Raw genomic sequence first — 13,520 nt, forward strand, 5'->3', positions numbered from 1 at the left:
AACTCGGCTAGTGATCAAAGACGCCAAACGCGCAAGCCAGCATTTTGCAACGCTTGTTGATCGAATGCGGCCTTGACGTCGATGAAGGCGCCGCCGTTAACCAGTTTCGCGGCGAGATCGCTCGCGCTCAGTTGTTTGTAGCTCTTGTGGGCGACGGCTGCCACGATGGCATCGGCCTTCGGCAGTTGCTCCCAAGTCACTGGGCGCACGCCGTACTCATGCACCGCTTCATCCGCATCGGCATCCGGGTCGGTGACGATCACCTCGACCCCGTAGCTCTTCAACTCGGTGATGATGTCGATGACCTTGGAGTTGCGCAGGTCGGCACAGTCTTCCTTGAAGGTCAGTCCCAGCACATTGACCTTGGCGCCTTTGATGGGGGAGCCGGCCGCGATCATCTGCTTGATGGTTTGCTCGGCGATGAACTTGCCCATGCCGTCGTTGATGCGGCGGCCGGCCAAGATAACCTGCGGGTGGTAGCCCAGCATGTCGGCCTTGTGCGTCAGGTAATAGGGGTCGACGCCGATGCAGTGGCCGCCGACCAGACCCGGCTTGAATTTGAGGAAATTCCACTTGGTGCCAGCAGCCTCCAAGACTTCGGAGGTGTCGATACCGATCTTGTCAAAGATGATGGACAACTCGTTCATCAAGGCGATGTTCAGGTCGCGCTGGGTGTTTTCGATCACCTTGGCGGCCTCGGCAACCTTGATGCTAGCGGCGCGGTGCACGCCGGGAACGATGATACGTTCATAAACCTTGGCCACGGTGTCCAGCGTGGCGGGGGTGTCGCCCGAGACAATCTTCAGGATCTTGGTGAGCGTGTGTTCTTTGTCGCCCGGGTTGATTCGCTCGGGTGAATAACCGATGAAGAAGTCCTGCTTCCACTTCAGACCCGACTCGCGTTCCAGCACCGGAATGCAGACCTCTTCGGTGGCGCCGGGGTAGACGGTCGATTCATAGACAACGATGGCGCCCTTCTTCATATGGCGGCCAACGCTGGTGCTGGCGCCAATCAGTGGCCTGAAATCCGGAATATGGGCCTCGTCGACCGGTGTCGGCACGGCCACGATGATGACGTCGGCCTCGGCCAAACAGGCGGGGTCATGGCTATAGATTGCGTGGGGCGAGTGGCTCATTTCCTCATCGCTCAATTCACGCGAGGGGTCGGTGCCGGCTTGGCACTTGGCGACCTTGTCCTTGGCGATATCAAAGCCGATGGTGCGACCATGCTTGCCAAATTCGATGACCAGAGGCAGGCCAACATAACCCAAACCGACGACGGCAATGACGCTCATGAATCAATTCCTTATGAATGTGACGAGATCTGGCCTTAGTTGCGGCCGTATGTATCTTCAAAACGCACGATATCGTCCTCGCCCAAGTAGGCGCCGGACTGTACCTCGATGATTTCCAGCGGCACCTTACCCGGATTGGCCAGCCTGTGAGTCTGCCCCAGCGGGATATATGTGCTTTGGTTCTCGCTCAGCAGCAAAACTTTGTCGCCATTGGTGATTTCAGCCGTGCCGGAAACCACAATCCAATGCTCTGCGCGGTGGTGGTGCATCTGCAGACTCAGCGTCGCACCCGGTTTGACCATGATGCGCTTGACCTGGAAGCGGTCTCCGGAGTCGATGCTGTCATACCAGCCCCAGGGACGGTGCACCTTGCGGTGCAAGGTCTGTTCGCCGCGTTTTTCGGCGTCGAGCCGGGCGACGATTTTTTTCACTTCCTGGCTGCGGGCGCGATCACTGACCAGCACGGCATCAGGTGTTTCAACCACCACGACATCCTGCAGTCCAACCACGCTGACCAAGCGACTGGTGGCATGCACCAAGGTGTTTTGGCAGTCGCTGAAGATGGCATCGCCCTGGGCCGCATTGCCTTGGGCGTCCTTGTCCGCCACTTGCCAAACGGCCTCCCAGGCGCCTAGATCGTTCCATCCCGCGTCCAGCGCCACCATACGCAAGGGAATGTCGCTGCCTGGGCAACGCTCCATCACTGCATAGTCCACCGATTCCGATGGAATTGCAGCGAATTCGGCTTTGCCTGGTCGAATAAATTTGACGTCGACCTGACGTTGAGCCCAAGCGCTTTGCGTCGCGGCGGCGATATCGGGGCGGAAGCGCTCCAAAGCCTTCATCCAGACACTGGCGCGCAGCACAAACATGCCGCTGTTCCAGAAATAGTTGCCGGCTGCGACATAGCGCGCAGCAGTGTCGGCATCGGGCTTTTCAACAAACTCGGCCACCGATAGCTCGCTTCCGTCCGCTTGGGTGCGGATATAGCCATAGCCGGTTTCGGCCCGGTCGGGGGTAATGCCCAAGATCACGATGGCACCATCTGCCGCTTGGCGGATGGCCTGCTGCAGGGCGCTTGTGAAGGCGGCGCCATTGGTGACTGTCTGATCCGCCGGTGTGACCACCAGCACCGGGTCGGCGCCGCTTTCCTGCGCATGCAGTGCGGCCAGGGTCAGTGCGGGTGCGGTGTTACGCCCCATGGGCTCGAGTAGCACGCCGCTGGGGTCCGTTCCTGTTTCACGCAATTGATCCAGCACCAGGAAACGGTGCTCTTCATTACCCACAATGGCCGGTCCGGCGAGTTGTATGTCGTTTGAGCCCAGCGCGGCCAAACGGTTTGCCGCTTGTTGGAACAGGCTGCTATTGCCAGACAGCACCAGGAACTGCTTCGGGTAGCCGGCTCGCGACAAGGGCCAGAGTCGGGTGCCGCTGCCCCCGGCCATGATGACCGGTTGAACTTGGATGGGTGTCATGGAGTGCTTGGAAAAGGATGTAAAAGTTAGACTGCGCTGAACCCGTTGGGGTTCATGCGCTGCCAACGCCAACTGTCCTCGCACATGCGGGCCAGCCCGTGTTGAGCTCGCCAGCCTAGGTGGGTGCTGGCCAAGGTTGGGTCGGCGTAGCAGGCCGCCACATCGCCCGGGCGACGCGCGACGATGTCGTAGGGGACGGGGCGACCACTGGCTGCTTCATAGGCGCGCACCAGATCCAGCACGCTATAGCCTTGACCGGTGCCCAGGTTGCTGGTGATGGACTGCGTGCCGCCAAGCAGGAAGTTCAGCGCGGCGACATGCCCTGCCGCCAAATCGAGGACATGGATGTAGTCGCGCACACCTGTGCCGTCGGGGGTGTCGTAATCGTTTCCAAAGACCTGCAGGCGAGGGCGGCGGCCAACGGCAACCTGGGCCACATAGGGCATCAAATTGTTCGGCGTGCCGCGCGGGTCTTCGCCGATCAAGCCGCTTTCATGTGCGCCGACTGGGTTGAAGTAGCGCAAGGCCGCGGTTTGCCAGCTGGGATCGGCTGCACCGAGGTCGCGCAGAATTGTTTCGCCCATCAGCTTGGTGGCGCCGTAGGGATTGACGGCGGACAGGGCGGCATCTTCGCGCAGTGGCAAAGATTCAGGCACGCCGTAGACGGTGGCGCTGGAGCTGAAGACGATGCGCTGGCAACCGTGCTTGCGCATCGTTTCGCAGGTATTGACCAGCCCGCCGAGGTTGTTGCGGTAGTACATCAAGGGCTGACTGGTGGACTCTCCCACCGCCTTGAAAGCCGCGAAATGCACGACCGCCGCAGGCTTGTGACGCTCAAAAACGCCATTCAGGGCCGAAGCATCGCAGACGTCTGCCTGCTCAAATACCGGCGTTTGGCCGCTCAGCCGAGCCAGGCGGTTCAGCACCTCGGGCGAGCTGTTGATGAAATTATCGAGACCGACCACCTGGTAGCCGGCCGCCTGCAGCGCCAACCAAGTGTGAGATGCGATATAGCCGGTGGCACCGGTCAGCAATATGGTGGGTGCGCTCATGACTCAATAAAGAATGATCTGGCCGTAGCAACCGTAGTTGCTGGCGTCGTAGGCATAAATTTGTCGGGCGCTGTCGCTGTCGCGCGAGGACTTGCTGTATTGGCAGCCGAGGGTGATGCCGCGCGAGTATTGCCAGCGCAAGCCCAGGTTGAAGGCCTTGTCGCGGTCGAACTCGTCGACAGAACTGGTCTGGGTGCTGTTCCTCGCATCGCTATTGACGATGCTGATGCCCGCATTGAGAAAGATCTTGCCGGTCAATTCGTAGTTGGCGTTGACTTGCAGGGCATTGCTGAGGCGGTCGCGGTCGGCGCTGGTGTTGGCGTTGATGAAGGAGGACTCCAAGCCTGTGTCTCGGCTGATCGTGCTAGAGACGGTCAACTTGGCGGTCGGCTGCCAGTTCCAGGTCAGCGCGCCGGTGACACCGGAAAAGTCATTGCCGCCGCCCGCCTTCGCGTACGAGCGGCCGGTGCTGATGCGACCATCCAAACTGCTGGCGCCACTCAGCACCCAGCGACCAGTGAAGTCCAGGTCCTTGCGTTCGAATTCGCGGGCTTCGACCGGAATAGAGACCAAGACCGGCTTGCCGTTGATGAGCACCAAACCTTCTCGGCTATAGGCCGGGTAGTGGTCTCGGGTCAGACGGCCGGCCACACCCAGACGAAGATCCGGACTGGCCTGATACACCAAACCCAGGGAGTAGCGGTTCTGGCTGAATTCGTAGGCGTCGTATTCGCTGGCGCTGAAGCTGCGCGTGCGATAGCCGGCACCGGCCTCGAGCGAGAAACGCGTCACCAGACCGAGTCGCACGACCCCGTCCAATTGCTTGTTGTCTTCAATGTTTTGCTTGCGAATCTGGGTCGTACCGCGTTCGTTATACGTGCTCAGATTGCGGCTGTTGTTGACGCTGATGGTGCCGGACAGGCGCTCTACCGTGGACCAATCGAGGCCACCCTTGAGCGTGTAGCCCACATAGTTCAGGTCCGAGCTTTTGCTGTAGCGATTGGTGTTGATAGACGCATCGGCAAACAAACGCTGGCGGCCCAAGGTCTGATTGATGCCAGCCAGCAAACTGGCTGTGGCGACATTGTCATCATTGGGCGCGGCCGAGGTGCGATAGATATTCGACACATGGTTCAGCGCCAGCGACCCGCCAAAGTAATAGGGGTTAGCGTCGGCATGCACCGGGGCATGAGCCATCAGGCCGCACGCCAAGGAGGCTGCCAGTTGAATCAGTCGTCGTTGTACGAGGGACATGAAATTCCTAGGGAATAGGGGCGACGGTAAGGTTTTTCTGCGCCAAAGTGGCTGCAAAAAGCAATCAATAGGCGTTTCGGTCGAAGAGCATCAGGCGAGCGGTGCGCACAATAATCTGCAAATCAAGTGCCAGCGACCAGTTGCGCAGGTATTCCAGGTCATATTCAACGCGCGCCTTCATTTTATCGATGGTATCGGTTTCGCCGCGCAGACCATTGACCTGCGCCCAACCCGTGATGCCCGGTTTGACCTTGTGCCTGACCATATAGGCCTTGATCAGTTTGCGATATTCCTCGTTGTGCGCCACGGCATGCGGGCGCGGCCCGACGATGCTCATGCGCCCTTGCAGCACATTGATGAATTGCGGTAATTCATCCAGCGAGGTGCGGCGAATGAAGGCTCCAAATTTGGTGATGCGCGCATCGTCCTTGGTCGCTTGTTTGACCACAGAACCATTGTCCTGGGTTTTCATCGAGCGGAATTTGTAGACGATGATTTCCTCACCGTCGAGTCCATTGCGGCGCTGCTTGAAAATCACCGGCCCCGGCGAACTGTGTTTCACACCAATGGCGATCAAGAGCAGGATCGGGGAAATCAAAATCAGAATCAGGCTGGCCAGCACAATGTCACTGATCCGTTTGACCAAATCATTGGTGCCGGTGAAGGGGGTTTCACAAATACCCACCACCGGCACGCCATTCATATCTTGCAGGCGGCCCTGAATAATGCTGATGCCAAACACATCCGGCACAAAAAACAGCGAAGCGGTGGTGCCTTGAATTTGCTCCAGCAACTGCACGATGCGGGGTTGTGAACCCAGTGGCAGGGTGATATAGACCTCACGCACGCTGTGCTTGCGCACGTAGTCGCTCAAGTCCTTCAACATACCCAACAAATGGTTGGCCGCTTCCGGGTGCAGGCGCTCATCTTGGCGGTCATCGAAATACCCCAGGAAGTCGATGCCTTTGTCGGGGCCGTCGCGCAGCGCACGCGCAACCTTGGCGCCTAGCGGGCCGCCGCCGACGATGACCGCGCCACGCCTGGTCGCTTCGGCGCGCCGGCGACGTTCAAATCGCCCCAGTTCAATGGCCACGATTTGCAAGGCGGGCGTCAGTCCGGCCCACCAGTACAGGACCTGGTCCTCAAAATACCCCATGCTGTTGGTGGCATAGCCGCACAGGGCCAGGATCACCAGCAGGGCCAGCCAAGAGCCCAGCACGTCGATGACCGCACTGATTCTGTTTTCGGTAAAGCGGTTGCGACCGGGGAAGGTTAGTGCGAAGACCAGCAGGCACAAAGTCAGGCTGGAGCGCAGGATGGGTTCACCAAAGAAGGTGCTTACAGCCAGGTAGCACAGCACGATGATGCTGGGCTCCAAAAAAGCGGCGATCAGGGACTCGATGGACTGTGGTGCGCTGTAAAACGTTCTTTTGTAACTTCTATCCTCGAACATCGTTCCCCTCGCTCCTTGCTGCCGGCTTGGCTTGTGCGCAAACAATTCTTCTCAACAACAGACTTTGTGGTGCTGAGACAGCCACCTGCATCTTCTCCACCGAATTTTGGCGCTGATTCTCGCTCAAAGGATGCTTGGCTTTCCCTGTGCTCGCCCCTAGCTCGTTGGAGTCTCTCGACTGCCTACAATCCCGGCATGATTCAAACTTGGATTGCCTCAATGACGCCGGCTGTACAGGATCGCATGATCCTGTTGCTCAATCATGTCATTTCCCGTGAAACCCATGCGATGGGTCGTTTGCGGCCTTTTGCGGGTCGTCTTGTTGTTTTCCATCTGCAGGGCTGGCCCTCGATATTGCCGCCGGCGCCTGATCTGGTGCTGGGGGTGACGCCCGCGGGCCTGTTCGAGCGACTTGAGCCCAGCACCCTGGCGGGCGCCGAGGCACTGAAGATCGAACTCGACGCGTCCAATCCGGCCATGATGGCATTGGGCTCGCTGCTGGGCGAGCGTCCGCGCGTGGCGGTGCAGGGCGACGCGGCCTTTGCCGGCGAGATCAGCTGGTTGATGGAAAACTTGCGCTGGGATATCGAGGACGACCTGGCCAGTTTGATTGGCCCGGCGGCTGCCCATCAGTTAGCGGCTTGGGGGCGAGCCTCGGCTGCGGCGATGGCGACCCTGGCGCGTGGCATTGCCGCCCGCGGCACGGCTGGACGCGGCGCTGCATGAGGTACTTCGCGCGCCTGTTCGTCATCGTCTGGACGATTCTGCGTTTCGGGCTCGATGAGTTGGCTCTGTCGGGCCTGCGGCGGCGGCGTTTCCGCCTGTTGCGGCGAGCCATTTCTTTCGGACGCAGCTGGGAACAGCCACGTGGGGTGCGCTTGCGCTTGGCGCTGGAACATCTGGGGCCGATCTTCGTCAAGTTCGGTCAAGTCTTGTCCACCCGGCGCGATCTGGTGCCAGAAGACATGGTCGAAGAGCTGGCCAAATTGCAGGACCGGGTGCCGCCGTTTCCCGCGGCGGAATCACGCGCTTTGGTAGAAAAAGCGTTCGGCCGACCGGTCGAGGACTTGTTTGGCAGCTTCGATGCCGAGCCGGTGGCCAGTGCCTCGATCGCACAGGTTCACTTTGCCACCTTGAAGGATGGCCGCGAGGTGGCGGTCAAGGTCTTGCGTCCCGGCATGCTCGACACCATTGACGACGACTTGGCCCTGCTGCGCACCATTGCGGTCTGGGTGGACCGTTTGTCGGCCGACGGCAGGCGCTTGAAGCCCCGCGAAGTGGTGGCGGAGTTCAGCAACTATCTGCACGACGAACTTGATCTGGTACGCGAGGCGGCCAATGCTGCGCAGCTGCGTCGCAATATGACCGGGCTGGACTTGGTCATGGTGCCCGAGATGATGTGGGATATGTGCAGTTCCGATGTGATCGTCATGGAGCGCATGCACGGCGTGCCGATCTCGCAGTTGGATCGATTGAAGGATGCTGGCATCGACATCCCCAAGCTGGCGCGCGACGGTGTCACGATCTTCTTTACCCAGGTGTTCCGTGATGGTTTCTTTCATGCCGATATGCACCCCGGCAATATTCAGGTCAGCCTGAATCACGCCACCTTTGGTCGCTATATCGCCCTGGACTTCGGCATCATCGGGACGCTGACCGAGGTCGACAAGGAATACCTGGCGCAAAACTTCATTGCCTTTTTCCAGCGTGATTACAAACGCGTGGCCGAGTTGCATATCGCCTCGGGCTGGGTGCCTGCCGGTACCCGCGTTGATGAGTTGGAGAGTGCTGTGCGCGCGGTCTGTGAGCCGCATTTCGACCGTCCGCTGAAGGATATTTCCCTGGGGCAGGTCCTGATGCGCTTGTTCCAAACCTCGCGTCGCTTCAATGTTGAGATTCAGCCGCAGCTGGTGTTGCTGCAAAAGACCTTGCTGAATATCGAGGGCTTGGGTCGGCAACTGGACCCGGAGCTGGACTTGTGGGCCACCGCCAAGCCCTTCCTTGAGCGCTGGATGAATGAGCAGGTCGGTTGGCGCGCCTTTGTGAATCAGATCAAGAAGGAAGCACCGCGCTATGCGCAGTTGTTTCCCGAGTTACCGCGCCTCTTGCATGACGCCTTGAAGAACCAGGCCTCGCCACATGAGGCCAAGGCCTTGAGCCTTTTGATCGCGGAACAGCGCCGAACCAATCGCTTGCTGCAGGCGCTCTTGTACGGAGCGGTGGGTTTCACGCTGGGCCTTTTGGGTGCGCAAGTCTTGATGCGCGTGCACTTTTTCTAAGGGCATTGAAGCGCCGTGTGCACGCTTGGCGTTCGAAGATAATGCGCGCCGTCCTCCAGATGCTTGTCGATGCCGTGCCCGGCTCTTGCCGGCCGGCCATTGCGGCGTCTTCATTCATGCTCTTGTTTGACTCCGGCCCTCTGTAGAAGTCTTTGCCATGAACACCACGCTGATCATCTTCGTTGTGATTTACCTGCTGGGGACCCTGGCCCTGGGCATTTGGGCCGGCACCCGGATCAAGAACACCAGCGATTTCGCCATTGCCGGGCGCAGCCTGCCGCTGATCATGGTGATCACCACCACCTTTGCCACCTGGTTTGGTGCCGAGACGGTGATGGGGATTCCGGCCAAGTTTGTGCAAAGCGGCTTGGGCGCGATCGTGGAAGACCCCTTCGGTGCGGGGACCTGCCTGATCCTGGTCGGCCTGTTTTTTGCGACCAAGCTCTATCGCCAGAACCTGTTGACGATTGGCGACTTCTACCGCCAGCGTTACGGCAAGGGCGTCGAGGTGGCCTGCTCGGTGGCCATCATCCTCAGCTATCTGGGCTGGGTGGCGGCGCAGATCACCGCTTTGGGCCTGGTGTTCTCGGTCCTGACCCAAGGTGCAATGAGCGAGACCGCCGGCATGATTGTCGGTACGCTGGCGGTGCTGATTTATGTGGTGGTCGGCGGCTTCTTGGCTGTGGCCTGGACCGACTTCATTCAGATGATTGTGTTGGTGGTGGGCATGTCCATCATCGCGATATTCTCCGCTGATTTGGCCGGTGGCACCGACAAGGTGTGGGCGATGGCGCAGAGCCGCGATCTGTTTCGCTTCTGGCCCGAGCCCAAGTTCACCGATGTCGCCATGTTTGTTGGCGCCGCCGTCACCATGATGCTGGGCAGCATTCCGCAGCAGGACGTGTTCCAACGCGTGATGTCGGCCAAGGACGAAAAAACCGCCCGCAACGGCGCTGTCATCGGCGGCGTCAGCTACATCCTGTTTGCCTTTGTGCCCATGTTCATCGTCGCCAGTTCGGTGATCGTGATGGGGCAGGAGGCCTTGGACATCGCGCGGGATGATTACCAAAAGCTATTGCCGGCCTATGTGCTGTCCAAGATGCCCTTGGTTATGCAGATTTTGTTCTTCGGCGCCTTGCTGTCGGCCATCAAGAGCACCTCTTCGGCCACCTTGTTGGCGCCAGCCACCAGCTTTGTGGAAAACATTCTGAAAAACCTGCGCCCCAAGATGCGCGACCGTGAACAGCTCAAGGCCATGCGCATCACCATCGTGATCTTTGCCGGCCTGGTGCTGGCTTATGCGATCGCAATGAAGGGCACCTCGATTTTTGAATTGGTCGCCTCCGCTTACAAGGTGACCCTGGTCGGCGCCTTTGTGCCGCTGGTGTTTGGCCTGTATTGGAAGCGCGCCAGCACGCAAGGCGCCATCGTGTCGATGGTGGCCGGTATCGGCACCTGGATCGCGTTCATGCCTCAGATCAATCCGCTGGGCGAAGTTTTCCCCGAGCAATTGGCGGGCTTGCTGGCCGCGGTGCTGGGCATGGTGTTGGGCAGTTTGGCGCCGCAGTGGCTGAAAAATCGCCACGAACACAAGGCCCATGTCGCCGGCTTGCCGGATGAAGCTTCGGCTTGAATTGGGCACAAATGCCCAGATCTCAGGACCGGCTTGGGGGCGCTTCCTCAGCTCTCGAGGCGGCTTGCGGCGGTCTCGCCCCTATAATTTCGCCTTTTTGATCAACGGGTTCTAAGACCATGCCGATCTATGCCTACCGCTGCAGTACATGCGGTCACGCCAAGGATGTGCTTCAGAAAATGTCTGACGCACCGCTGAGCACATGCCCCGCTTGTGGCGCCGAAGCGTTTCAAAAGCAGATCACCGCCGCTGGCTTCCAGCTCAAGGGCTCGGGCTGGTATGTCACCGATTTCAAGGGTGGCGCCGCAGGCGCCGCGACCGGCGCGGCCACGGGCGCAACCGCTGCTGCACCGTCTGCGGATGCAGCCGCCGCAGCGCCGGCGGCCAGCAGCAGCGACTCTTCGTCAAGTGCTTCAGGCTCTTCGTCCACGGCCTGTGGCGGCTCCTGCGCCTGTCATTGACGCCCTCAGCCTAGGACCCTTGTGAAAAAGTACATCATCACCGGCCTGTTGGTTTGGCTGCCGCTGGCCATCACCATCTGGGTGCTGCTGTGGGTGTTGGGCATCATCGACGGCGTGTTCGCCTCTTTGTTGACGGCCTCGCAGGCGCTGTTGCCGGCCTCGATGAGTCAAGGCATTGGCGATCTGCGCCATGTGCCGGGCCTGGGTGTCTTGATTCTGGTCGGCGGCATGGCCCTGACCGGGATGTTTGTGGCCAATATCTTCGGCCAGTGGTGGTTGAAGCAGTGGGACCGCCTGCTCTCCAACATCCCGATCGTCAAAAGCATTTACAGCTCGGTCAAGCAAGTCTCCGACACACTGTTTTCCAGCAGTGGCAATGCCTTTCGTGAGGCCGTGTTGGTGCAGTACCCGCACCAGGGCAGTTGGACGATTGCCTTCGTGACCGGCAAGCCCAGCGGCGAGGTGGCCGAGGCCTTGGGTGAGGAGCATGTCAGCCTGTATGTGCCGACCACGCCGAACCCCACCTCGGGCTTCTTCCTGATGATGCCCAAGAGCAGTGTGCGGCCCTTGAGGATGAGTGTGGATGCTGCGCTCAAGCACATCATCTCGATGGGGGTGGTGGCGCCCGAAGGCGATCACCATGAGCTTGCCGCGGCTCAACGAAATCAGCCGGGTTGAGTGCCCCGGCAAGCGCTCAACCCTGAAGGCTTTCAAAGCAGCCTGCCACAGCGCCTTCACCAAGAATCCAAAACCTGTGCAAGCGACGCAGCATTGCCGCGCTTGAGAAGCAACGAATACTGGAGTAATCCCATGAGAACTTGTTATGCCGGCCAAGTCAGCGAGAAGCTGCAGGACCAAGTCGTTACCTTGATGGGTTGGGCGCATCGTCGCCGTGACCACGGTGGTGTGATCTTTATCGATCTGCGCGACCGCGAAGGTCTGGTGCAAGTCGTCTGCGACCCCGATCGCGCCGATATGTTCAAGGTGGCCGAAGAGGTCCGCAACGAGTTCTGCCTGAAGATCGTCGGCAAGGTGCGCCTGCGCCCGGCCGGCACCGAGAACGCCAACCTCACCAGCGGCAAGATCGAAGTGCTGTGCCATGAGTTGGAAGTGCTGAACCCCAGCGTCACGCCGCCGTTCCAGATGGACGACGAGAACCTCAGCGAGACGACGCGCCTGACGCATCGCGTGCTGGATCTGCGCCGCCCCTATATGCAGAACAACCTGATGCTGCGCTACCGCGTGGCGATGGAAGTGCGCAAATACTTGGATGAACGCGGCTTCGTCGACATCGAAACCCCGATGCTGACCAAGAGCACACCGGAAGGCGCGCGCGACTATCTGGTGCCCTCGCGTGTGCACGACGGCATGTTCTTCGCGCTGCCGCAATCGCCGCAGTTGTTCAAGCAGTTGCTGATGGTGGCCGGTTTCGACCGTTACTACCAAATCACCAAGTGCTTCCGCGACGAAGACCTGCGCGCCGACCGTCAGCCCGAGTTCACCCAGATCGATATCGAAACTTCCTTCCTGGGCGAAGAAGAGATTCGGTCCATGTTCGAAGGCATGATTCGTCACGTCTTCAACAAGGCGCTGAACGTGGAACTGGGCGACTACCCGGTGATGAAGTACGCCGATGCGATGCATCTGTACGGTTCCGACAAGCCCGATCTGCGCGTCAAGCTTCAGTTCACCGAGCTGACCGATGTGATGGGCGATGTGGACTTCAAGGTCTTCTCGACCCCCGCCACCACCAAGGGCGGCCGCGTGGTCGCGCTGCGCGTGCCCGGTGGCGCTTCGATCAGCCGTGGCGAGATCGACAGCTACACCGAGTTCGTCAAGATCTACGGCGCCAAGGGTCTGGCCTGGATCAAGGTCAATGAAGTGGCCAAGGGCCGTGAAGGCCTGCAAAGCCCGATCGTCAAGAACCTGCACGACAAGGCCGTGGCCGACATCCTGGCTCGCACCGGCGCGCAAGACGGTGACCTGATTTTCTTCGGCGCCGACCGCGCCAAGGTGGTCAATGACGCCATCGGCGCCCTGCGTCTGAAGGTGGGTCACAGCGAGTTCGCCAAGGCCAATGGCTTGTTCGAAGATCGTTGGGCACCGCTGTGGGTGGTCGACTTCCCGATGTTCGAGCACGACGAAGAGAACGACCGCTGGGCGGCCGTGCACCATCCCTTCACCGCGCCCAAGGATGGCCATGAGGACCTGATGGTCACCGACCCCGGTGCCTGCATCGCCAAGGCCTACGACATGGTGCTGAACGGCTGGGAACTGGGTGGCGGTTCGATCCGTATCCACCGCGCCGAGGTACAGAGCAAGGTTTTCGACGCGCTCAAGATCAGCAAGGAAGACGCGCAGGTCAAATTCGGCTTCCTGCTGGAAGCGCTGCAGTACGGCGCTCCGCCGCACGGCGGCCTGGCCTTCGGCCTCGACCGCATCGTCACCATGATGACCAAGGCCGAGTCGATCCGTGACGTGATTGCTTTCCCCAAGACCCAGCGTGCCCAGTGCTTGTTGACTGGCGCTCCGTCAAACGTTGACGACAAGCAATTGCGCGAACTGCACATCCGCTTGCGCAACGCAGTGGCCACACCCTCGGCCTGAGTCTGAGGGGC

Annotated in this window: 11 protein-coding genes; 6 read left to right on the forward strand and 5 right to left on the reverse strand. The window is 60.0% G+C overall.

Annotated elements, in window-relative coordinates; translation table 11 throughout:
* Window positions 1-14: 14 nt before the first annotated feature.
* The 5 genes from WG899_RS14015 to WG899_RS14035 form a co-directional block, all read right to left on the reverse strand.
* Window positions 15-1,295 (reverse strand): nucleotide sugar dehydrogenase, encoded by a 1,281-nt coding sequence (locus WG899_RS14015; RefSeq protein WP_339596266.1) that lies wholly within the window; start codon window positions 1,293-1,295, stop codon window positions 15-17.
* 35 nt (window positions 1,296-1,330) lie between these two features.
* A complete protein-coding gene (locus WG899_RS14020; protein WP_339596267.1) occupies window positions 1,331-2,770 on the reverse strand; it encodes a mannose-1-phosphate guanylyltransferase/mannose-6-phosphate isomerase in 1,440 nt (479 codons plus the stop codon).
* A gap of 26 nt (window positions 2,771-2,796) precedes the next feature.
* Window positions 2,797-3,822, reverse strand: coding sequence for a UDP-glucose 4-epimerase GalE (gene galE / locus WG899_RS14025; RefSeq protein ID WP_339596268.1), 1,026 nt, complete (start codon window positions 3,820-3,822; stop codon window positions 2,797-2,799).
* 3 nt (window positions 3,823-3,825) lie between these two features.
* Entirely contained in the window at window positions 3,826-5,076 is a 1,251-nt protein-coding gene (locus WG899_RS14030; RefSeq protein ID WP_339596269.1) for a porin family protein, read from the reverse strand.
* Window positions 5,077-5,140: 64 nt separating this feature from the next.
* Window positions 5,141-6,529 carry an undecaprenyl-phosphate glucose phosphotransferase gene (locus WG899_RS14035; protein WP_339596270.1) on the reverse strand — a complete coding sequence of 463 codons (1,389 nt, stop codon included), beginning with the start codon at window positions 6,527-6,529 and terminating at the stop codon, window positions 5,141-5,143.
* A gap of 195 nt (window positions 6,530-6,724) precedes the next feature.
* On the opposite strand from WG899_RS14035, the gene WG899_RS14040 reads away from it, so the two are divergent.
* From WG899_RS14040 to aspS, 6 genes are all read left to right on the forward strand, one after another.
* Window positions 6,725-7,255, forward strand: a complete 531-nt coding sequence (locus tag WG899_RS14040) for a hypothetical protein (RefSeq protein WP_339596271.1) — start codon at window positions 6,725-6,727, stop codon at window positions 7,253-7,255.
* Entirely contained in the window at window positions 7,252-8,808 is a 1,557-nt protein-coding gene (ubiB, locus tag WG899_RS14045; protein ID WP_339596272.1) for a ubiquinone biosynthesis regulatory protein kinase UbiB, read from the forward strand. Before WG899_RS14040 ends, ubiB begins: the two co-directional genes overlap by 4 nt.
* Window positions 8,809-8,965: 157 nt before the next feature.
* Window positions 8,966-10,441, forward strand: a complete 1,476-nt coding sequence (locus WG899_RS14050) for a high affinity choline transporter 1 (RefSeq protein ID WP_339596273.1) — start codon at window positions 8,966-8,968, stop codon at window positions 10,439-10,441.
* A 119-nt stretch (window positions 10,442-10,560) separates the two neighbouring features.
* Window positions 10,561-10,902, forward strand: coding sequence for an FmdB family zinc ribbon protein (locus tag WG899_RS14055; protein WP_339596274.1), 342 nt, complete (start codon window positions 10,561-10,563; stop codon window positions 10,900-10,902).
* 21 nt (window positions 10,903-10,923) lie between these two features.
* Window positions 10,924-11,580 (forward strand): DUF502 domain-containing protein, encoded by a 657-nt coding sequence (locus WG899_RS14060; RefSeq protein ID WP_339596275.1) that lies wholly within the window; start codon window positions 10,924-10,926, stop codon window positions 11,578-11,580.
* Between the two features lie 132 nt (window positions 11,581-11,712).
* Window positions 11,713-13,509 (forward strand): aspartate--tRNA ligase, encoded by a 1,797-nt coding sequence (gene aspS / locus WG899_RS14065; RefSeq protein WP_339596276.1) that lies wholly within the window; start codon window positions 11,713-11,715, stop codon window positions 13,507-13,509.
* Window positions 13,510-13,520 lie beyond the last annotated feature (11 nt).

The organism is Paucibacter hankyongi, assembly GCF_037482915.1.
Lineage (GTDB): Bacteria > Pseudomonadota > Gammaproteobacteria > Burkholderiales > Burkholderiaceae_C > Paucibacter_A > Paucibacter_A hankyongi.